The sequence below is a fragment of the Rhizobium sp. UBA1881 genome, from assembly GCF_002338015.1.
In the GTDB taxonomy this organism is placed as follows: Bacteria; Pseudomonadota; Alphaproteobacteria; order Rhizobiales; family Rhizobiaceae; genus Rhizobium.
The window spans coordinates 1-18,406 of record NZ_DDHH01000158.1; the positions used below are offsets into that span (position 1 = coordinate 1).

The following is an 18,406-nucleotide window of genomic DNA, read 5'->3' on the forward strand; positions in this document are numbered from 1 at the left end:
TTGATGTAAATCAACGGCTTACGGCGCTCCTAACGGGGCGCCGTTCTGTTTTCATGTTGCGCCGTGTTGCAATCCATTTCCCTTGATTTACAGGCTTTTCCAACCAACCGCCGCGAATCCACGCGACATGGAATGCAACATGCGACATGCTCCAGATGGTGAGATTGGGAGAATCGAATGACTGATGTCGCCACCGCCGCTAGTATCTGGCCTGTCTTAGTCCCCACGATCGCCGGCGGCCTCATCGCTGCGCTTGGCGGGGCAATTGGGCCCGTCGTCTCACATTTTCTAACGGCCCGCGCCACTCGACGCGATATGCGGCGACAGCGCTTCGAAGACGTGATAGCGGCCGTTTATGAGCATGAACACTGGCTCAACCTCACACGGCGGGCAACGGCTTTCGGTGAACCCTTGATTGTTGGCGCGGCCCCGATCAACAAGGCAATCGCGACGGCCCTTTTACATTTTTCCGACTTCATGCCGGCCCTCAGAAAGCTTGATGTCGCGTCAACCACATACTCCCAGTGGATTTCTAACGCTGGACATAAGCGCGTCACCAATGAAATCAGCTCTATCAACGACGGTTTCAGTGAAGCCTATCAGGTCTGGCTAGTCGCATTCGTGAAATTCCAAGAGGATGCTGCCGATTATATAAAGACGCATCACGGTGAGCTTTAGCCGGCGCCGCGTTGTGGCTGGAAGATACGCTCAAGTTTGAGCGCATTTCCCCTATTTGGCCTTGGACAAAGATGTCCTGAGACTTAAGGACATCTTCCCCATTTGGGGGGCATCCACAATCTGTGTGCGGACATCATTGCGCCATCACGTCGCCTGCATTATGCGCACAGCTTCATCTGGTGTCACAACCCGTGCACTTGGAAAGGCCGGGTGTTTATTCAGCCTGAGAAAATCTTTTACGTTACTAGTCACGAATATATCGCGCTGATTGTGGTCATGCGCCCAGAACATTTGGCGATCGCACAGAGCATTGCGCCACCGCCTGCCCGGCTGCGATGAGACATCTTCAATATCGATACCGCGCGCGTTGGCAAATCTCACCCAATCGACCTCTATCGCGGGGAACATTGCAAGGCCGATTTCCCGATCGCGCTTTATCAGCTCGGGACCACCCATCACACAGGCGTCGAAAAAGGTGACATCCGCAAACGCGAGAGGAAGAAGAGTTCGAAGGTGGGAAAGCCCAAGCGAAGCCACCCAGTCGGCAAACTCTCGGTAATTCGACAAGTACTTATGATCTGGTTGTCTTTCAGATGCACTCATTGCCACAATGGCCACGTCGGCCTTGCTCGATGCATGAGCATCGGCCAGTGTTCGAACGTGGACAGCGGACGGACGATCGTGAGCGACGTCGATAAGACAGTTTGTATCGAGGGTAAATGTGACCATCTGTCTATAGAAGGTTGTTTTTCTTCGCAGGTCAAATCGGATCGGCTATGCGGCCTCTCGAAACCACCCGTCGAAGATTTGGGGCGTGAGGTAGATCACGTTGTTCCGAGCCTCGCGACGTTGGGCGCGGTAACGCCGATCTCGAAAAGCCACGCCGCACTTCTTCGAGCAGTAGCGGGCCTTCGGGGTGTTCGGCTGATAGTCTGCCCCGCACGCTTCGCACTGCCGGATAGGCATTTCCATAGCGTTCTTCTTATACCGATACACGGCGGCGCACTGATATGAGCAGCACTCCTGACCATGAGTGTTTGTCGGGTGAAACTCTTTGGCACAATGGACGCAAGACCTCGAAGGCTTCTTCCGCTTCGCAATTAGGTACTGTGCCTTCAGGGAGATCCCGTCATCGTGCTTGCGATCCCTGATTTCTCGTTGGTCAAGAAAACGCTTGGCACAGTTAGGGCTGCAAAAGCGCTGCCCTCTTACAGCAGCATCATCGTCGAGCGGCAGGGAACAGCCTACGCAGTATTCAGTGCCATTTGCGTGGTATCGCTGGCCTTCCTGCCATGAAGGACGCGCGTGCCCACCGCGTTTGAACGTCTCCGCAAGTAGTACTGCGGCCTGATGGTCAGCAACCATCCAGCGATGCCCCTCCAGGACCAAACCAGTTCTGATGGAAGCTCGACATGGGCCTTCGTTCTCAAACGGCGTGAGACGCCAATCAGCGACGATGTCTAGTAGCTGGTTGATTATCTCACTCGAACGGCGAGCATTATAGATCGTAGCAACGGTCGGCTTTTTTGTGGACCCGTATCTGTACTCGGTCCAACCGGCCAGGCCGCCGGATTTCCGTTTTCCCATGTTTCACCCAAACATCGCGTCGAACATACCAGGCGTGACATTGTGCTGCGATCGAGGCGGCAGCACCTTCACCCCGTCGGCCGTCTTGCCGTCTCGAGTCACCTGCGCTTGCTCATAGCTGACGTCGAGGTAGACGCGATCGAGAGCAAACAGCACGTCGATATGGTGCGGTCCCATCGGCCACCGATAAAGCTCGGCGTAGGCCCGGACCTCGGCAAAGCTGATCGGGTTCGGGCCGCCGGCGTGATAGGTGCGGGCCCGGCTGAGATCGACGAACCAGCGCCAGAGCAGATCGCCACCGGCCGGCACGCGAGGGCGGCCACCCTGGAGAAGGTTGCGCCGAAGCTCGTCTGTCAGCAGTTGCTTCAGACGCTCCCCGGTCATTTCTTCTGCACAACGCGGAACCCCGCGCCCTTTGTGGTGAGGCCGCTCGCCGTGCCGGGATTGTGCGAGCCCGGAACCATGATGCAACGGCAGGCGGGCTTTTTCAAAACAACGGAAAGGTTGGTGACGACGCCCGGCGGGACGTGCGGGAAGACAGCGACATAATCCGTGGTCCCGTCGGAGGCTGCGATGGCGTCCTCCGAGATCTCGATGAAGGCGTGGCGCGTTGGCGACGATCCATAGGCGATCTGGAGCTTATCGCCCGTCGTGAAGCGATAGCCGACAGGCAGACCCTTGAACCGGATCGTGTCACGGTTGCTGCCGACGTCCACCACCTGGACATTGGCCGCGCCAAGTATCTCGCCGGTAGGATCGAACTGCGGATATTTCGAGGTAGGATCGTAAAGGAAGAGCGCCTCCTGCGATCCATGGAGCTTGCGGATCTTGGCCGCCACCTGCTTCAGCGTGTCGTGATAGCCCTCATTCAAGACCACCGTGCCGACCCACAGCGGGGGCGCGAGCTCGGCCTGGAAGACACGGCCGTCGCCAGTCCCTGAAAGCTCATCGTTGCGCTTGATGTCCCAGACGACACTCTCGATCTGGAGGAGATCCGCGAAATCGGCAACGGGGTAAGGATAGGTGATGCTCATCGGCGTCTCGGCTCCCTTCTGATCTGGCTGACACGGTCCGGCATGGCCTTGTCGTAAGCCCTCAGTGCTTGGCTCATCTGCTCGGCGGCGCCCTGTCGAGCCTGCTCCAGGATCTCGGCGGTGCCGGTGCCTTGCACCACGAGCGTCATGTTGAAATTCACGTCCTGGGTGGCCTGGGAGGGCGCACTGGTGCCAAGGTCCACCGGGATGCGACGGCCATCGGGAAGCGGCACGGCGGCCTCTGGACCGGCTTCAGCGAAGATCGAGGGGCTGTTCGCAACGCCGCCCTTGGCATATCCGGGAAGCGAGCCCGTGAAGGCGGTCGAGCCGGATCCCAGATTGAAGCCGCCGCTCTTGCCTCCAGAGAACATGCCAAAAAGACCGCTCAGGAAACCTCCGCCGCCGGACGCCGCGTTCTTCACGGTGAAGATGCTGTCGAGGACATCATTCAGCAGATAGGTGCTGATCTTTTTGAGCGAGTTCGCGAACAGGTCCGCCGCGTCTGCCCCGCTCGTGAAGCCATCGATGAGATCGAAGGCGATATCCTTCTGCAGGTTGGCCAGATCTTCGGCACGCTGGCGGATCTTGTCTTGGGACTCGGCGAGCTGCGCGCTGGCAACGGTGGCGTTGGCATATGCTTCGCTCAACTTGTCGATCTCGGCCGCCAGTTCTGGCGTCACTGTCTTGCCTGCCGATTTGGCCGCGTTCATGAGATCCTGCTGGGCGGCGGCCTTGGCGACCGCGAAGCCGTAGTCGTCAATGAGGGGATTGAGGCCAGCCTGCGCGGCCGTCTCCGCCTTCAGGGCCTCCGTATGCTCGCGCAGTCGCTCGATGTCGCGCTGCAGATCGTCGGAGCGCGTGGCGGCCGCTTTGGCTGCTGCTGCAGGCTTGTAGGTGGACGACTGCTCTTCAAAGGCCTGATCGATGCGCTGCTGGAGTAGCTTGCCGCGCAGGATGTCTTTTCCGGACGGCAGGCGCCCCATCGTCGGCGTGGTCGTGTTGGTGGGAGGCTGGTTAGGTCCGATCGGGGTCTTGGTGCCGATCAAGCCGCCCATGGTGGCGCCAGCGTTGCCGGCATCCACGCCCGCCTTCCACTGCGCGTATTGCGTCATGAAGCCGTCCATGGCCTCGGCCGCCGAGATGATAGCCTTTTTGAGGTCCACACCGACTCTGGTCGCGATGACGCTGAATTGGCGATCGACCTCGGCCGCCTTCTTGATCATCTGATCGTCAATGACGACGCCGAGATCGTTGGCCGCCTTGATGTTGGCGCGCAGGCCCTTCTCGCCGTCGGTCAGGAACTTGACGAACTCCTCGCCACCCTGGCCGCCGAAAAGCTCGTCGAAGATGCGCGTCTGTGCTGCCTTGTCCAACTGCTGAACGCGGCCGACCAGCTCGACGAGCAAGTCCGACGGCGCCTTGATCTTCTGTTTCAGCTCGCCGACCGTATAGCCAAGACGCTTGAAGGACTCTGCTGCAGAACCGGATTTCCCACTCGACGCGATGAACTCGTCGGTGCGCAACGACAGTTCCTTCAGGCCGTCCTGGAGGGCATCGACGGGGATACGCACCTGATCGGCCGCGAACTTCAGCTCCTGAAACGACTTCGCGGATACGCCGGCGATACGGGCCTGATCGCCCACTTCGGCGACGCTCTTTGCAAGATCTTGGAAATTGGAGACGATGCCAGCGATGCCGCCGCCAACAACGCCACCCGCTATCCCGCCGACAAGGCCGCCGATCGCAGCCTTGCTGAAAGCCCCGATCTTCGTGGACGTGGCTGCGAGAGCCTGGTTGATGCGGCTCGTGGACCGTATGATATCGGCTTCCATCCCCTGCGCGGCAGATTTCGAGCCGCGGCGGAGGTTCTGGAAAACACCGGTGCCGGTCTTCTCGGCCTGTTTGAACCTCTTCTCGAATTCGTTAATCCGCGCTTCGAGCGCGACTACGAGGCGTTCTTCATCGGTAGCACCCATCAGGCGTAACTCCATTCGTCGATGTCACCTGTGAAGGTGTCGTAGCTGGAAAGGCCGGAATCGCCCGCTGCGCAGCGTGCAACCGCCATGGCAGTCGCAACGGCGCCGTCGATACGGTCCTTCGACTTTCCCTTGTGGAAGGACTTGTTCCCGGCCTTGTCGACAACGGTGGCGATATTGTCGAAGTGCCACCGGAGGACAGGATGGCCGCCATGTCGGAATGCGCGGCCAAGGATGGCCCGCTCAAGCTCGGCGACCGCCGGAGCCATGGTGATCCATCCCTGGCGCATCTCGACCGCTGGGAGGCCATCCTCGATCAGATTGTTCATGGTGTTGCGAGCGAGGTGCGGGTCGAAAGCGATCTCGACGACACGGAACCGTGCGCATAGCTCGCGAATGTGATCTTCGACCGCGCGGAAGTCGATCACGTTCCCAGGCGTCAGCGTGATGAGCCCTTGCTCGTGCCATAGGCGGTAATCCACACCGTCCTGCTCTGCCTTCCGGCCGATGTTATCCTCTGGCAGGAAGAAGAACGGATGCGCCTCGTACCCTCGCTCACGGTCGCCCCAGCATGCCACGACGGCCGTCAGGTCGGAATTGCTGGAAAGATCGACGCCAAGATAGCAGGACTCCTGGGTGCGTTCCTTCTCTTCCAGGTCGACCGGGCCTTTGCCCTCGTCATAGATCGGCATGGCGATAAAGGGCGAGGCGCTGTAGTCGAGCCAGCAATTCAAATGGAACTGGCGGAAATTGTCCCGTTCCCTCGGGCGCTCCTTTGCCTCGTGGGCCATCTGTCGAAGTCCCTCGATATCAGGATAGCCTTCGGCGAGGCCTGGGTTGACGAAATGCCAGAGGCTTTCGTCCTGCCAATCGTCTTCCGGGTCTGTCTCGAACAACACGGGGAGGAAGCCAGGATCCTCAATCTCGCCGGATTGCACGCGGCGGGCATATTGCAGGAGGTCGAACGCGAGGTTTTCCTGCCCTCGGCCAGCCTGCGTGATGATGACCAGCAGCGTACCGGGAACCTTGTTGAGGCCGGTGCGGATGGCCGACCACATCTTACGGGCGTTCTCGCCCTCCCAGTTGATCAACTCGTCGGCAAGGACGAAATGAGGAGTCTTGCCGAGCTTGCCCTTGCCTCCAGACGCGAGCGCGCGGAACTTGGCCTTGGATTTCTTGTGCTCGAGGATGAACAGCGACTCTGTCGCCTTCATCTTATCCTGAAGCCACTCAGTCTGATCAACGATGCCGACGGCCTCATCGTAGGCGATGACAGCGTCTTCCTCTGCCGATGCCGCCACCATGGCCTGGCCGGAATTGACCTTCTCCCAGCCGACAGTGTGGAGCAACGCGAGGCCGGCGCCCATCGTCGTCTTGCGCGCGCCGCGCGGCAGGAGGACAAACACTGTCCGCACCTGGCGCCGCCTGTTCGGGAAACATGGCCCATAGATGCGACGAACAATCCGCTCCCAGAACTTCGGCAGTTCGAAGTTGCCGCTCTCGCTCTTCGGGTGTTTGAGGCGCTTCAGGAAGTCGACCGCGCGCTCGCCATAGCCGAACGGATCATCGATCTCGCTGTCGTCGAATACCCATTCCGGGCGCGTGGTTCTAGAGATCGAGGCCATCGGGCGCCCCGCTGTCTTTCGGCTTTTCGCCGCCGCCGAAACCCTGCTTCGACCGAGCGGCCGGCGTGAGACCGAGCTCGGCCGACATGCGAGCGACCGTCTCCATGGCCTTGGCCATCATACCGCTCGCCGGGTTCGGCTTTTTCATCTTGTGCGCGGTCTCGACGAGAAGGCCGTGCTCCTGGATCGATTTTTGGCACTCGCGCACGGTCCAGAGGGCAATCATGTAGGTGATTAGGATGCCGGACATAGCCGCAGTGAGGATCTTCCGCTCCACCATATCAGCGGCAACGAGATCCCACTCGGGGCCCATGGTCTCCGGCACCTCATCCGGGCGCTTTGGAACGCCGGAGAGCCCGCCCTCGATGGCCTTCAGATCGGCTTTTCTGCCCTTCATTTCGTCTCCACGGCGCGAAGCTCGAGTCCATTGCGGCGGCCGAGCTCCTTCACCTCTTTCAGATTGAAGTATCCGCCCTCGTAAACGACACGATCGGCGGTGGTGACACCAGCGAGCCACCGCGTGCGGAAGATGATGACGGTCTCGTCCTCGGCGCCGTTGCGGATGAATTCTTCGGTGCTCGCCTGGACGACTTGGGCGCGGAGCGTGGCCAGCGGAATATAGGTGGCCGTCGGCGTGCCGAAATCGTCGACGCCGTTAGGGTCGAAGCTCTCAATTTTGATAAGGCGGTCAAGTTTCCCGGCGCGCATTACAGCTCCTCCACCAGAGATTCGATCGTCACGATGGCGTGGGATGTTTCCCCGTCGGGGTCTCGGACGAAGCGAGCGAACGAAATGCGGGCATCGACGCAATGAAAACCGGCTTCAAGCGGCAGGCGAGCGGCATGGATCGCGGTCCGGATAGCTCCAGCGATAGCCTTCACGCCGGCCGTCGAGGGCTCTCGCTTCCACACATGGAGATCGGCGGAGATCCTGACACGGTTGCGGGCGATCGCGTCGCCATCGTCTTGCGCCGTCGCCTCGCCGACGATGATGGACGGATCAGGCACCGGACGCTCGTTTCGATCGAGGATCGAGGCGGCGGGAACGTATCCGGTCACCACTGTCGAGGTGGCGAGCCTGTTACGGATGGCCTTCTGGAGGGCGATTTCAGCACTCATTTTCCACCACCCCAGTTCTTTCTCACGGCCTTCGAGATGGCGCGCTTGATCTTGTTCTGCAGACGCTTGCGCTCCAGCCGGACGGCTGGCCAGAAATACGGCTGCGCTGGCGTCTTGGTGGTCCCGTACTCCACCAGATGCGCATAACGGACCGCCTCATCGCCGACGGTGACCAGCACCTCAAGCGGTCCGGCAACGCGTGAACCTCCAGGCTGCGAGTACGCAGGCGTTGCTCTTCCCGGCGTGGTGACCGCGATCGAATCCTGAAGATCGCCAGTGTCCTCCGGCGCTAGCCGCTCCATCGTGTCCGCCAGCTCGTGCCCGGCCTCGCGCAGCGCCGGGTCTACAGCCTCGCGCACTGCGATCGGGATGGCGCGCATGCGCTGCTGGAACCGGGACAGTCCGCCATCGTCAGCCATCGAAGCTGTACTCCCTATATTCAGCGACGATATCGCGGACGCCAAAAGGGATTTCCTGCCCCGTAACGCCGATCAGAGTGCCCTCTCGGTTCTCGTACCAGTGGCAAGCCAGCAGGCAGACGGCCTGTTGAAGCGGCGGCGGGACTACGTCCGGATAGGTCGTCTCGATCGCAAAGCCGAGCTGCCGTTCGATGAGACCCTGCGCGGCCGCGATCGTCCGACCGATCAAGGCGTCGTCATCCGTGCCCAAATCGTCGGAAATGTTGAGCTGTTCCTTCAGTTCGGCGGTCGTGACGATCATGGTTTCACCTGTTTTTGGCCGTTAAAAATGAGAGCCAATTTGAGAGATTTTCGCAGAAGGGACCACGCGCCGGTCTCCTTGAGGGGTCTAAAGTTGGAGACCACCCCCCGGTGCATCGATGGCCGCGAGGGCCAGACGGTGCGCTTCGATCGCTTCATCACGCGTGGCATGACTGCTCTGGTGGACGGTCTTGCCTTGGCGCCTGATGAGCGCGACGTGGCGAGTTCCCTTCTGGTACACTCCCCTCGCTCCGCTCTGGTTATCCTTGCGCATTGGCTGACGCCTCACACGCTGGACACTGTCTGATCCAGCGAGGTTGGCTATCGCGTCGTTGGTGATGTCACCATCAAGGTATCTGATCTCCTTGGGTGGCCAGACACCATGGACGTAAAGCCAGGCCAGATGCTTCGCGTAGTAGAGCTGGCCCTCGATCCTGATGGAACGTCCATTCGAATGATGACAGCCAGCGACAGCGCCCGCCTTCACGTTCTGCGATGGCGAGACCCTCCACCGGAAGACACCGGTGTCAGGGTCATAGTCCAACAGTTCCATGAGGCGGTGACGCTCGATCATCAGGTGGCGCTCGCTGCTACCTTGACGATGTTGCTGTTGATGCCGATCGAGGCAGTCAGCTTCATCACCGAATTGGCGTTGTCGAGCGCTTCACCGGCGGACATGACCTTGCCGATGAACAGACGCTGGGAGTTCTTCGGGCTGGCGCCAGTGGCCGGCTTGTCGTTGAACTCGATCTTGAAGGCGTAGTCGTTGGGAGTCTTCTCCGCTGCCAGCACGGCGATCTGGCCGGCATCCTGGTAGTCGATGCCCATAACGAGATCCATGTTGCCGGCATTGCGGGTGCCTTTGAGCTTCTGCGTGCGACCCTTGCCGATATCGTCGAAGGTGATTTCGGAAGAGGTATCGCCAAAGCTGCCAATGCTCTCCAGGTTGGCGATCTCGGTCCAGGTGATCGAGGTGAAGTCCGCTGCAACGAAGTCGGCGTTCTTCGGCGGCAAAGCGGTGCCGATGAAGACCTTGCTGTTGGCGGTGGAATAGATTGTCATGGTCTTGATCCTTAGCTACGCCGCTCGGCGGCCTGTTTGTGCGAGTTGTGGCAATGGCTGCAAAGCGACTGCCAGTTCTTCCGATCCCAGAAGAGACGCTGATCGCCTCTATGGGGAATGCGATGATCGACAAGGGTGGCCGGCTGGGCGCATCGAGCGCACTTGCTGAAAAGCGAGAGGAAGATCTTTCTCTCCTTGCGCCATTCGGCGTTGTAGCCCCGCTCCGCGGCTGACGGCCGTGTGTTGTCGAAGCGTGCCTTTCGTTCCCGCGCCGCCGCCTCCTGGCAGGAGCAACGTGTCCCGGAAGGGACAACCTTGCCGCACTGACAGATGCGAGGCGCGCGGGTCGGCATCAGGCCACCAGAGAGCCGTAGGCGATGTACATCTCAGGCGCCAAGGCGCTGAGACCGACGATTGCCCATTGCCCCGCGGTGGTGAGCGCTCCGCCCATCGAATTGAGCGTAACGCCCGCGCCTGGAGCCAATGTCACTACGCCGGCGCCTGCCTGCATAAGACCGCATGAAAAGCCCTCAGGCAGGCCGGACGGGACCGTGACGACACACGGTCCGCTGAAGATGAGCGCGCGGCCCTGGTGCTTTCGTGTCAGGGTCAACGTAGCCGCCGGAATCCACTCGGGATCAGCTACGGTGCTCCGGGCAAATTCACCGACGCTAACCTCGATCTCGCGCTCGTTCGGGGTTCCGGCGGCTCGTTTTACTTTGACTTTGTCGACCATTGCGAAATCCTCTATTTGCGGCTTCGTCGCCTTGAACCGTGAAGAACATTCGGGGGCGGCAGGCGACTTTTCGTTTTCCGGCCAGCCGCTGGGCCGTCAGAAATTGCCCCCTTTAGGCTACTGGACGCTGCGCAGCCTGGCCCTTGATCACCGTGGCCGAAAGGCCGGTGCCAGTGCCGTGCGTGCCCGAGAAGTCGGCGAGCAGCTTGAGGTAACGACGGTTGCCGACATAGCCGACCTTGTAGACCTTGGGGTCGGGGTGAGCGGCCTTCAGTGCCTGGATAATGCCGCCGGAAATGCCGGAGACACCCTGCACATCAGCATCCGTCACCGGATCGAACGTCACGCCGTCATCGGAGTGAGTCAGGACGAACTCGATCTTGTTCGTCGCCGTGAAGGTGATGCCGCCCGTTGCGACCTGGATCGCAATCATCGCCTGATTGAAACCATAGAGGTCGATGACGCCGGGCACGTTGTCGGCAGTGTAGAGAGCCGGAGGAAAGGCAACTGCCAATCCAAGATTATGAACGATATCGCGCATTGGAATGCTCCTTGTGAGGTTAGAGGCGGCTTAGGAGGCCGACATCTTCAGCTTGCGGAACTTCGCGGCCTGGATGACGCCAGCACCAACGCGACGCGTTGCATGGATGCGGGTGATGCCGTTCGTTGCGAGCAGATACGGGTTGACGAGGACGCTCAAATCGATGCGATCGACGATGCGATAGCCGGAGAAGTCACCGAAGATGATTGGGAACTGACCATTGGCGATGTCTGGCATATCCGGCAGCTCGATCACCGGGCGGCCAAGGATCGTCTCCGGCTGACCAGCCTGGAACGACGGTTGCCAGAGGTAGTTGTTCTGACCGTCCTTCAAGAGGCGGAGCTTGCCGAGCGTGGTGCCGTTCATGCCCCACGTTGCCTGGCTGCGATATGCCGCCGGCAGGGAGTACATAAGAGCAACCAGCGCGTCCGGCACGAGGGTGCCAGCATTCGTGTTTGGAATGGCGGTGATGTCGCCATTCGTCATGATGCCTTCAGGCTCCAGCGTGCCGTTGCCGGTAACGAAAGCCCTGCCTTCCTTCTGACCGAAATCGTCAGAGAGCGCGAGGCGGACTTCCGTCTCTGCCTGGCCGGCTGAGTCGGCGAGCAGTTGATTGCTGATATCGACGTAGGTATTCAGCTCGCGAACAACGATTTCAGCTTGGCCAAAGCTCGGCTCCGAACCTTCCTGCGCCTGCAGCTCGCCCTTCCACTTCGCGGAAGTGATCCCGGTGCGCTTTGGATAGACAACGGACGGTGAGCCCGTGGAGCGGACGCTGGCGACGCTGCGGATCGGCGACACGAGCACGAGATCCTTGATCATCTCGGTCGAGACTTCGCGCGGTGCGAGGTAACCTCCCTGAGTATCGCTCGACACCTGAAGGGTCTTGAGCTCCTCGGCTGGTGCCTGATTACCGAAGCGGAGATAAGTGCCGAACGCCTTCTTCTCCAGCGCAATGGCCTCGTCTTCCGTCTTGTCGGAACCGCCGGGGCGATTGGCTTTGGTCTCAAGTGCCTTCAGGCGCTCGTCGAGCTTGGATTCCAGGCCCTTGGCTTCGATGGCCTTGATACGGTCGTCAACGGACTTGGTGAGATCGTCCAGCGCCTTCGTGACGATGGTGCTCGGATCGTCTGCCTCATCGCCCTTGCGGACGAGCGTGGAGGCAAGCAGGGCCTGCTTCATAACATGCTGCATAGTTTTACCCTTTCATGCGCGCGGCGGCGCGGTTGATCGCTTCAGCCATCGCGATGGCATGAACGGCGGATTTCGCTGACGTGACCTTGGCGCCCGGGTGCATCCCGATCGTTACAAGGCTGATTTCAAAAAGCTCCAGAGCGGAGATGGTGCGGCCGCCGCCTTTGCGGGAAACCGATTTTCTGGTGACGAAGCCGACGGACAAGCCCTTGACGGCTCCGCTCTTCACGAGGGAGTGGACCTCACGAGCGCGTGCCACATCGTTGATTAGCAACGTGCCCTTGACTTGGAGGCCGGCGGCGTCTTCTGAAGCTACGGACCACGTGCCGATGGGGTCATTCAAATCGTGTCCGAACAACATCGGCAGCGGGAGCGATACGCCTTTAAAGCTGCCCGGCTCAATGATGTCACCGACGCGGTCCGGAGAGCCAAACGGCCATGCGAGGCCCGAGATTTCCCCCGTGTCGGTGGCCGCGATCTTCGTTTCGAAATAGACGCGTTCCATCAGTTCCTCCGGCGGAAAACACGGGTGAAAAACAAGGCCACGAGGGCGCCGAAGACAAACCAGGCCAGATGCTCGCTCACGGCTGCTCCCCCGGCTTGAAGTTGAGGCGGTTGGCGGCGAATTCGTCGACCTGGGCGCGGACCCATGGCACGCGCAGCAACCGCACGAGGTTGGCGTGCGACACGGCAAGCCGGCGGCCTGGGGCTTCGTCAGCGACCAGATCGAGGACAAGGCGGGCAAGGCTGTCGATGACGAGGCTCTCGCGCGCCGCGGCTGGCACACGGCCGTCACGGTCGGCCGCTTCAGCAAGCTCGTCCTGGAGCTGCAGGCGCGAGCGCTGGGCAGCGAGGCTGTCCGGACCGACAACGCGGAAGACGATGCCTGTCGAGGCGCCGGTGAACGGATCTATGACAGTCAACTCGGCGCCGCGATCCTGATCAGCGACGTTGTAGAGGATCGCCTCGAGGTTCATGGTGTCGCCTCCGGCTTTGGCGCAGCGGCGGCCGGCGTGATATGCGGATTGGTGCGATCGTCCCCGCCGGCATATGGCGGCAGATCGATCCACTCCCGGCCTTCGTTCGGCGACAGGAAGTTGGCGGCTCGCAGGCTGCTCATCGCTGCCGCGCGTGTGGCGAGATCGGCGCGCGTGAGGTCATCACGATCGATCTTCACGCGATACGTACGGCGCTCTTCAGCGGAGAAGAGCGATCGCCTCATGGTGGCTTCAAGCAAAGCAAGCCAGGGCTCCAGGCTGTATGTCAGGAACTCCTTGCCCTGTTGTTCGCCATTGCTCCAGGTCGCGCGATCGAGCTCGTAGATCATGGACGGCGGCACGCGGAAGGCGCGGCAAATCTCAAGACTCTGGTACTTGCGGTTTTCGAGGAACTGCGCGTCGGTGCTGTTCATCGTCATGGCGTTGAACTTCGCGCCATCCCAGAGAAGAGCGGTCTTACCAGCATTGTCGGCGCCATCGTGGGCCTTCCGCCAGCTGGCGATCATGCGCTTGACACCCTCGTCGCCAATCGTCTTTTCGGTCTCGATGACGCCGCCAGGTCTCGCGCCGTTTTTGAACAGATTGCCAGCATGTCGTTCCATCGACTTCGCAGCGCCGATAGCGTCGCTGGCGAGAGACAGTGGGGAACGCGAGAACGGCGATCGGACATGGATGACGTCCTCGCCAGGCGTTGGCCGGTTGTTGATGCGGAACGATGGCTCGAGGCGGCCGTCCGCTGAATAATCGATCTGATAATAAGCGGGCTCGTATCGGACAATCTCCCGAACCTCGCCGTTGACGCGATTGATCCAGGCCAGCCCGCCCTTGTCGGTGGTCAACGCCGTGGCAACAAGATCTCGGATAAGTTCGAAGGTGGAGGACCACTCGTTTGGCTGGTCGGCCAGCAGCTCGGCGACAGGGTGATTGTCGTCGACTTCCCATTTGGCGCCGTTCTTCTTTTCCACGCGGATATCAAGCGAGGCAGCGGCTTCGGCGATGAGCCTGATGCAGGACTGGACGGCGGGAACCGTGAGGGCGGTCGCCAATGAAACGGATAGGCCCGGCGCGCCCCCAGTGAAGAGCGCGTACTCTTCGTCGGTCGGGTTCGAAAGGCTCTTCTGCTCGAGCGATGATTTGCGTGGCCAAAATCTCATGCCCGGATAATCTGGATCCGGGCATGATTCGCCTATTGAGCAAGAAACCGCAGAAGTCCGCTCGATTCAGATAGATGCGGCAAGTTCATCACGTCGAGGCTGAAGCCAGATAACCAGCTCGCTCTTCGTTACGAACATCCGGCCGCCGCGTCGCCGGACCGGAAACGTAGGGTCTCTCTTCTCCAGCCGGTGGATGGTGTCCTCCGACAAGCCCATGAACCGCGCGATCGCTTTGCAGCCCCATAGGCTCTCGATCGCGAGGGTGCTGGCCGGAGGGGGCGCGACCATAGCGTCGAAGGCGCGAGCTGACAGTGGCTTGCTCATTGAGTTTCTCCACGCTTGATTGCCCAGCAGTCGATATCGGCCGCGGCGAGGTATCGGAATAGATTTTGCGCAACTGTGAAATCGTGGGTCTTGACCTCTTTGACGGCGACGCCGTGTCTAAGGACTTCGAAGCGCCAGACGGTTGCGCCGGCCCGCCAGCGCTGGACTTCGTACCTTGCTGATAAGGCGTGCATCGGTCTTGCTCCTGATTGTGGTTCGGCTGTTGGGCCTGCGGCCATGCTGCGCATATGTCCGAACGATGTTCGGCCACGCCTGTCGCTGTGCGTCCCTGATCTTTTTTTCCCGATAGGGATTCAAAGAAAGGGTGCGGCTCCAGCGATGAAGGGAGGCAAGCTGAGATCGAAGATCGAAGACGCCGAAGGCGCGGCGAAGCCGTTACTTGCCGTCTGTCCGCTTCACGTATCTTATTCCCTTCTATAGTGCGGCGGACACGACGCTTGCGCTCCCGATCCAGACGGCGCCGACGGTCTGCCGCTGGCTCGTCGCAGGCCTCAATTCTGAGCAGCCCGCAATCCTGCCGCTCTAAGGCAGTCACTTCCAGAAGCGCCCCTACATATGCTTGGCTGAGGAGCTTTCCCTCGGCCGGCTTGCATACAGGTGCCACGACGTCGGGATCGAGAGACGGCAGGCCGATGCGACGGCAAAGTTCGCCAACGGTCTGGACATCTGCCGTGGTGCCAAGGCACTCGATCAAGTTGGCCAGGACCACGGCCCAAGCTGTTGCGTCGCCCATGGCGAGACCGAAGCGCTGGCGATACGTCACAAGGCGAGCGATCTCGTTAAACCTCTGCCCGGCCGTGATTTTTAGCCAATATCGCGAACGATAGCCCTTGCGAAACCAGCCGTTGCGCGTTATCTTTTTCGTATCAGATTGGGAGATTTGATGATCAGATCCAGACCGGAAAGGGCGGCAACCCTCTCCGGTCTTTTCTTTTTCAGTCGACATGGTTTGCGACCTCCGTTGCTTCGTAGATCTCGAGAGCGATCAGCATCCCCCGTTTGATCTCTTCGCCAGAGGCGTTGTGGAAGACTTTAGCGATGTCGAATATCAGCAGACGCTGATCGTCAAGCTGCTCGGCGTGCATGATGAATTTCGCGATCGAGGCGGATTGATCTCTCACTGCGCACCCTCCAGGAAAAACTTCACGAGCTTTCCTTTGACCGCAACGTAGCCGTTCCCGACTTTCGAGACAGGGATCGCTCCAGTCGAGCACAGGTGATAGGTCTGCCGTTCGCTTCGGTGGATCACCTTCGAGATCGCGCGAACTCCCCAGATCAGATCAAGAGCGTCGGTTTCAGTCTTTTCCATAACTTTCGTCCTTTCTTGTTACTTCCAACGTGAGGCAAGAAAGGCGCGTTATCCGCTTGTTTCAACAACTAAAATTTCAAAACGCCCCGTATTAAGGCGGCTAACTCCCTGCTTAGTCATGCGAATTTTCTTTGAAATACGATTCGTATTGAGAAAAATATTTAGTTGAGGGTGATTTGCGCCCTCGATCTTGCAATTTGCTGGAGAGAAAGGGACACGATGAGTGTCAGAAAACGAGAGTGGGTGACACCCAAGGGGGTGGAGAAATCTGCCTGGGTGGTCGACTACGTTGATACCACCGGCAAGCGCCGGCTGAAGACCTTCACGAAAAAGAAGGAAGCCGACCAGTTCGCGGCAACAGCAACCGTCGAGGTCCGCGAAGGCACCCACGTGGCCGACAGCGCGAGCGTGACGGTGGAGAAGGCAGGCGCGCTATGGATTGCATCCGGCGAACATGCCGGGCTGGAGCGATCCTCGCTAAACCAACGCAGGAGCCACCTCAACAACCACATCGTTCCACTCATCGGCTCGACTCTTCTGTCGAAGATGAGCGTGCCGGCCGTTCGTGAGTTTGAGGATCGGCTGCGCACTGAAGGCCGATCTGCAGCGATGACGAAGAAAGTCATCACGTCGCTCGGATCGATCCTTGCGGACGCTGGCGAGCGCGGCCTCGCGATGCGCAACCCGGTGCGTGACATCAAGGGTAGCAGGAAAGGCCGCGACAGGCGGCAGGAGAAGCGCCAGAGAGGCCGTTTAGAGGTTGGCGTAGACATTCCAACCCGCGAAGAGATCAAAGCGCTGGTGAACGCCCTGGCGGGAAACTGGCGGCCGCTGCTCCTAACGGTGATTTTCACCGGCCTGCGTTCGTCGGAGCTTCGCGGATTGCGGTGGCAGGATGTGGATTTCAAGCGAGGCGAGATCGCCGTCCGCCAGCGTGTCGATCAATTCAGGGAGATGGGCCCGCCGAAATCAGAGGCCGGTAACAGGACTATCCCTATCCCACCGTTGGTGGTGAACGCCCTGAAGGAATTGAAGCTGAAGGACGGCAAGAACTCGACGCTGGTCTTTTCCAATCAAGACGGGGATTCCCGCTCTCATAAGAACGTCGTGGCCAAGGGTCTCCAGCCGGCGATGGTGCGGGCGGGTGTTGTGGTCGAGACGGGCAAGCTCGACAAGAAGGGCAATCCGATCGTGAAGGCCAAGTACACTGGCTTGCATTCACTCAGGCACTTCTACGCGAGCTGGCTGATCAATCGGAAGGAAGACGGCGGCCTTGGCCTGCCGGTGAAAATGGTGCAAGAGCGACTCGGCCATGCCTCGATAGTGATGACCATGGATATCTACGGCCATCTCTTCCCGCGGGGAGACGACGGGCGCGAGATGGCGGAGGCAGCAAACGCTCTCTTGAACTGACGCAACACGGACGCGACACGCATCCAAAATATATAATTAAATCAAAGTCGGGCATAAGCCTGCAAATCCTTGTACCCCGGTTCAATTCCGGGCGAGGCCTCCAAATTTCTCACCGACAAATGATCTGTTGATGTCTTGCGCGCTTGCAGTGCGCGGCCGGTGTCGTGTCAAGGCGTGATAGCGCACCGAAACTGGCGTCCCCTCCCGCAATAAAAAGCCTGACCGCCTTCCGGAGCGATCAGGTTTCTCGTCATTCCAATGCCAGCCTTGGCGTTATCACGGACTTACGCACTGACGGCGGGGGCCGGAGTTGGGCTGGTAGGTGTTGTCGGACGCGCGATAGGAGCGGTAGCGGCTGTAGCAATAGTCCACATGCGAGTCGCCAGAGCGAACGCGCGGCTGTGATGCGAGTACGCCGCCGAGGATGGCGCCTGCCGCCAATCCACCGATAATCGCGCCGGTATTATCGCTGTGACGGCGATAGTAGCGGTCGTCGTAGCGATTATAGTCTCGGCGATAGTAATCGCGACCTCGGTCGCTGTAGCGGTAGCGATCCCGGTTGCCATAGCAGTTGCGGTAAGGACCACAGCGATCGCGATACTCCGCCTTGGGCTCATTCGGTAGGCCAGTCAGTCCATCGACAGCCTTGCCGCGCGGGTAACGCACGTCGAAGGCGCTTGCCGGAGAGATGCTCCCCAGACATGTCATCAACGCCACGGCGATAATGGCCAATTTCTTCATTTCAGACCTCACAATCCACAGAGATGCTTCATCGTCGTCTCATGGCGGGATAACGCGCATTTCGGCAACTCGTTCCAATCACTTGGTTTTGCTCAGCATTCGCCAGCGAATGCGGCGATTTCGTGAAGGTTAACCCTGCGCGCCCGAATGACCGCCCGGCACTTTCTTTGGTTTGG

26 protein-coding genes are annotated in these 18,406 nt (G+C 60.0%); 3 read left to right on the forward strand and 23 right to left on the reverse strand.

The window, feature by feature from the left end:
- The first annotated feature begins 177 nt into the window (after positions 1-177).
- Positions 178-678, forward strand: coding sequence for a hypothetical protein (locus tag B3605_RS19095; protein ID WP_296435562.1), 501 nt, complete (start codon positions 178-180; stop codon positions 676-678).
- Between the two features lie 144 nt (positions 679-822).
- On the opposite strand, the gene B3605_RS19100 is transcribed toward B3605_RS19095, so the two are convergent.
- On the reverse strand, positions 823-1,407 hold the full coding sequence (locus tag B3605_RS19100) for a hypothetical protein (RefSeq protein ID WP_296435564.1): 585 nt from the start codon (positions 1,405-1,407) through the stop codon (positions 823-825).
- 405 nt (positions 1,408-1,812) lie between these two features.
- Between B3605_RS19100 and B3605_RS19105 the strand changes: the two genes are divergently transcribed.
- On the forward strand, positions 1,813-1,974 hold the full coding sequence (locus tag B3605_RS19105) for a hypothetical protein (RefSeq protein WP_296435566.1): 162 nt from the start codon (positions 1,813-1,815) through the stop codon (positions 1,972-1,974).
- Positions 1,975-2,268: 294 nt separating this feature from the next.
- On the opposite strand, the gene B3605_RS19110 is transcribed toward B3605_RS19105, so the two are convergent.
- The 21 genes from B3605_RS19110 to B3605_RS19210 all read right to left on the reverse strand — a co-directional run bounded on the left by B3605_RS19110 (position 2,269) and on the right by B3605_RS19210 (position 16,076).
- The gene (locus tag B3605_RS19110) at positions 2,269-2,649 is read right to left on the reverse strand and encodes a phage tail assembly chaperone (protein ID WP_296435568.1); all 381 of its coding nucleotides are present in this window, start codon (positions 2,647-2,649) and stop codon (positions 2,269-2,271) included.
- Positions 2,646-3,299, reverse strand: coding sequence for a hypothetical protein (locus B3605_RS19115; RefSeq protein ID WP_296435569.1), 654 nt, complete (start codon positions 3,297-3,299; stop codon positions 2,646-2,648). The genes B3605_RS19110 and B3605_RS19115 overlap by 4 nt, the downstream gene beginning before the upstream one ends.
- Positions 3,296-5,275: a phage tail tape measure protein gene (locus B3605_RS19120; protein ID WP_296435571.1), complete on the reverse strand. Its 1,980-nt coding sequence runs from the start codon at positions 5,273-5,275 to the stop codon at positions 3,296-3,298. The genes B3605_RS19115 and B3605_RS19120 overlap by 4 nt, the downstream gene beginning before the upstream one ends.
- Positions 5,275-6,900 (reverse strand): terminase large subunit, encoded by a 1,626-nt coding sequence (locus B3605_RS19125; RefSeq protein ID WP_296435573.1) that lies wholly within the window; start codon positions 6,898-6,900, stop codon positions 5,275-5,277. The genes B3605_RS19120 and B3605_RS19125 overlap by 1 nt, the downstream gene beginning before the upstream one ends.
- Complete coding sequence (locus B3605_RS19130; protein WP_296435574.1) at positions 6,884-7,297, reverse strand: phage terminase small subunit P27 family; 414 nt, start codon at positions 7,295-7,297, stop codon at positions 6,884-6,886. Before B3605_RS19130 ends, B3605_RS19125 begins: the two co-directional genes overlap by 17 nt.
- Complete coding sequence (locus tag B3605_RS19135) at positions 7,294-7,608, reverse strand: head-tail adaptor protein (protein ID WP_296435576.1); 315 nt, start codon at positions 7,606-7,608, stop codon at positions 7,294-7,296. Before B3605_RS19135 ends, B3605_RS19130 begins: the two co-directional genes overlap by 4 nt.
- The gene (locus B3605_RS19140; RefSeq protein ID WP_296435578.1) at positions 7,608-8,018 is read right to left on the reverse strand and encodes a DUF3168 domain-containing protein; all 411 of its coding nucleotides are present in this window, start codon (positions 8,016-8,018) and stop codon (positions 7,608-7,610) included. The genes B3605_RS19135 and B3605_RS19140 overlap by 1 nt, the downstream gene beginning before the upstream one ends.
- Entirely contained in the window at positions 8,015-8,437 is a 423-nt protein-coding gene (locus B3605_RS19145) for an HK97-gp10 family putative phage morphogenesis protein (RefSeq protein ID WP_296435580.1), read from the reverse strand. Before B3605_RS19145 ends, B3605_RS19140 begins: the two co-directional genes overlap by 4 nt.
- The gene (locus tag B3605_RS19150) at positions 8,430-8,738 is read right to left on the reverse strand and encodes a head-tail connector protein (RefSeq protein WP_296435583.1); all 309 of its coding nucleotides are present in this window, start codon (positions 8,736-8,738) and stop codon (positions 8,430-8,432) included. Before B3605_RS19150 ends, B3605_RS19145 begins: the two co-directional genes overlap by 8 nt.
- 87 nt (positions 8,739-8,825) lie before the next feature.
- Positions 8,826-9,311 (reverse strand): HNH endonuclease, encoded by a 486-nt coding sequence (locus B3605_RS19155; protein ID WP_296435585.1) that lies wholly within the window; start codon positions 9,309-9,311, stop codon positions 8,826-8,828.
- Entirely contained in the window at positions 9,311-9,799 is a 489-nt protein-coding gene (locus tag B3605_RS19160; RefSeq protein WP_296435586.1) for a hypothetical protein, read from the reverse strand. The genes B3605_RS19155 and B3605_RS19160 overlap by 1 nt, the downstream gene beginning before the upstream one ends.
- Before the next feature lie 11 nt (positions 9,800-9,810).
- A complete protein-coding gene (locus tag B3605_RS19165) occupies positions 9,811-10,152 on the reverse strand; it encodes an HNH endonuclease (RefSeq protein ID WP_296435588.1) in 342 nt (113 codons plus the stop codon).
- The gene (locus B3605_RS19170; RefSeq protein ID WP_296435590.1) at positions 10,152-10,535 is read right to left on the reverse strand and encodes a hypothetical protein; all 384 of its coding nucleotides are present in this window, start codon (positions 10,533-10,535) and stop codon (positions 10,152-10,154) included. Before B3605_RS19170 ends, B3605_RS19165 begins: the two co-directional genes overlap by 1 nt.
- Before the next feature lie 112 nt (positions 10,536-10,647).
- A complete protein-coding gene (locus B3605_RS19175; protein WP_296435592.1) occupies positions 10,648-11,076 on the reverse strand; it encodes a hypothetical protein in 429 nt (142 codons plus the stop codon).
- A 30-nt stretch (positions 11,077-11,106) separates the two neighbouring features.
- Positions 11,107-12,270 (reverse strand): phage major capsid protein, encoded by a 1,164-nt coding sequence (locus B3605_RS19180; protein ID WP_296435594.1) that lies wholly within the window; start codon positions 12,268-12,270, stop codon positions 11,107-11,109.
- Between the two features lie 4 nt (positions 12,271-12,274).
- A complete protein-coding gene (locus B3605_RS19185) occupies positions 12,275-12,775 on the reverse strand; it encodes an HK97 family phage prohead protease (protein ID WP_296435595.1) in 501 nt (166 codons plus the stop codon).
- 76 nt (positions 12,776-12,851) lie between these two features.
- The gene (locus B3605_RS19190) at positions 12,852-13,247 is read right to left on the reverse strand and encodes a hypothetical protein (protein WP_296435596.1); all 396 of its coding nucleotides are present in this window, start codon (positions 13,245-13,247) and stop codon (positions 12,852-12,854) included.
- Entirely contained in the window at positions 13,244-14,422 is a 1,179-nt protein-coding gene (locus B3605_RS19195) for a phage portal protein (RefSeq protein ID WP_296435597.1), read from the reverse strand. Before B3605_RS19195 ends, B3605_RS19190 begins: the two co-directional genes overlap by 4 nt.
- 66 nt (positions 14,423-14,488) lie before the next feature.
- On the reverse strand, positions 14,489-14,746 hold the full coding sequence (locus B3605_RS19200; RefSeq protein ID WP_296435598.1) for a hypothetical protein: 258 nt from the start codon (positions 14,744-14,746) through the stop codon (positions 14,489-14,491).
- A gap of 956 nt (positions 14,747-15,702) precedes the next feature.
- Positions 15,703-15,888 carry a hypothetical protein gene (locus tag B3605_RS19205; protein WP_296435599.1) on the reverse strand — a complete coding sequence of 62 codons (186 nt, stop codon included), beginning with the start codon at positions 15,886-15,888 and terminating at the stop codon, positions 15,703-15,705.
- A complete protein-coding gene (locus tag B3605_RS19210; RefSeq protein ID WP_296435600.1) occupies positions 15,885-16,076 on the reverse strand; it encodes a DNA-binding protein in 192 nt (63 codons plus the stop codon). Before B3605_RS19210 ends, B3605_RS19205 begins: the two co-directional genes overlap by 4 nt.
- A gap of 219 nt (positions 16,077-16,295) precedes the next feature.
- On the opposite strand from B3605_RS19210, the gene B3605_RS19215 reads away from it, so the two are divergent.
- Complete coding sequence (locus B3605_RS19215; protein ID WP_296435601.1) at positions 16,296-17,489, forward strand: tyrosine-type recombinase/integrase; 1,194 nt, start codon at positions 16,296-16,298, stop codon at positions 17,487-17,489.
- A 276-nt stretch (positions 17,490-17,765) separates the two neighbouring features.
- On the opposite strand, the gene B3605_RS19220 is transcribed toward B3605_RS19215, so the two are convergent.
- Positions 17,766-18,230, reverse strand: a complete 465-nt coding sequence (locus tag B3605_RS19220; protein ID WP_112941471.1) for a BA14K family protein — start codon at positions 18,228-18,230, stop codon at positions 17,766-17,768.
- Between the last annotated feature and the right edge of the window lie 176 nt (positions 18,231-18,406).

Excerpts from the sequence above, each read along its gene's own strand:
- B3605_RS19095 (WP_296435562.1), top strand. The coding sequence starts at position 178 with ATGACTGATGTCGCCACCGCCGCTAGTATCTGGCCTGTCTTAGTCCCC.
- B3605_RS19100 (WP_296435564.1), bottom strand. The coding sequence starts at position 1,407 with ATGGTCACATTTACCCTCGATACAAACTGTCTTATCGACGTCGCTCAC.
- B3605_RS19110 (WP_296435568.1), bottom strand. The coding sequence starts at position 2,649 with ATGACCGGGGAGCGTCTGAAGCAACTGCTGACAGACGAGCTTCGGCGC.
- B3605_RS19115 (WP_296435569.1), bottom strand. The coding sequence starts at position 3,299 with ATGAGCATCACCTATCCTTACCCCGTTGCCGATTTCGCGGATCTCCTC.
- B3605_RS19120 (WP_296435571.1), bottom strand. The coding sequence starts at position 5,275 with ATGGGTGCTACCGATGAAGAACGCCTCGTAGTCGCGCTCGAAGCGCGG.
- B3605_RS19125 (WP_296435573.1), bottom strand. The coding sequence starts at position 6,900 with ATGGCCTCGATCTCTAGAACCACGCGCCCGGAATGGGTATTCGACGAC.
- B3605_RS19130 (WP_296435574.1), bottom strand. The coding sequence starts at position 7,297 with ATGAAGGGCAGAAAAGCCGATCTGAAGGCCATCGAGGGCGGGCTCTCC.
- B3605_RS19135 (WP_296435576.1), bottom strand. The coding sequence starts at position 7,608 with ATGCGCGCCGGGAAACTTGACCGCCTTATCAAAATTGAGAGCTTCGAC.
- B3605_RS19140 (WP_296435578.1), bottom strand. The coding sequence starts at position 8,018 with ATGAGTGCTGAAATCGCCCTCCAGAAGGCCATCCGTAACAGGCTCGCC.
- B3605_RS19145 (WP_296435580.1), bottom strand. The coding sequence starts at position 8,437 with ATGGCTGACGATGGCGGACTGTCCCGGTTCCAGCAGCGCATGCGCGCC.
- B3605_RS19150 (WP_296435583.1), bottom strand. The coding sequence starts at position 8,738 with ATGATCGTCACGACCGCCGAACTGAAGGAACAGCTCAACATTTCCGAC.
- B3605_RS19155 (WP_296435585.1), bottom strand. The coding sequence starts at position 9,311 with ATGATCGAGCGTCACCGCCTCATGGAACTGTTGGACTATGACCCTGAC.
- B3605_RS19160 (WP_296435586.1), bottom strand. The coding sequence starts at position 9,799 with ATGACAATCTATTCCACCGCCAACAGCAAGGTCTTCATCGGCACCGCT.
- B3605_RS19165 (WP_296435588.1), bottom strand. The coding sequence starts at position 10,152 with ATGCCGACCCGCGCGCCTCGCATCTGTCAGTGCGGCAAGGTTGTCCCT.
- B3605_RS19170 (WP_296435590.1), bottom strand. The coding sequence starts at position 10,535 with ATGGTCGACAAAGTCAAAGTAAAACGAGCCGCCGGAACCCCGAACGAG.
- B3605_RS19175 (WP_296435592.1), bottom strand. The coding sequence starts at position 11,076 with ATGCGCGATATCGTTCATAATCTTGGATTGGCAGTTGCCTTTCCTCCG.
- B3605_RS19180 (WP_296435594.1), bottom strand. The coding sequence starts at position 12,270 with ATGCAGCATGTTATGAAGCAGGCCCTGCTTGCCTCCACGCTCGTCCGC.
- B3605_RS19185 (WP_296435595.1), bottom strand. The coding sequence starts at position 12,775 with ATGGAACGCGTCTATTTCGAAACGAAGATCGCGGCCACCGACACGGGG.
- B3605_RS19190 (WP_296435596.1), bottom strand. The coding sequence starts at position 13,247 with ATGAACCTCGAGGCGATCCTCTACAACGTCGCTGATCAGGATCGCGGC.
- B3605_RS19195 (WP_296435597.1), bottom strand. The coding sequence starts at position 14,422 with ATGAGATTTTGGCCACGCAAATCATCGCTCGAGCAGAAGAGCCTTTCG.
- B3605_RS19200 (WP_296435598.1), bottom strand. The coding sequence starts at position 14,746 with ATGAGCAAGCCACTGTCAGCTCGCGCCTTCGACGCTATGGTCGCGCCC.
- B3605_RS19210 (WP_296435600.1), bottom strand. The coding sequence starts at position 16,076 with ATGGAAAAGACTGAAACCGACGCTCTTGATCTGATCTGGGGAGTTCGC.
- B3605_RS19215 (WP_296435601.1), top strand. The coding sequence starts at position 16,296 with ATGAGTGTCAGAAAACGAGAGTGGGTGACACCCAAGGGGGTGGAGAAA.
- B3605_RS19220 (WP_112941471.1), bottom strand. The coding sequence starts at position 18,230 with ATGAAGAAATTGGCCATTATCGCCGTGGCGTTGATGACATGTCTGGGG.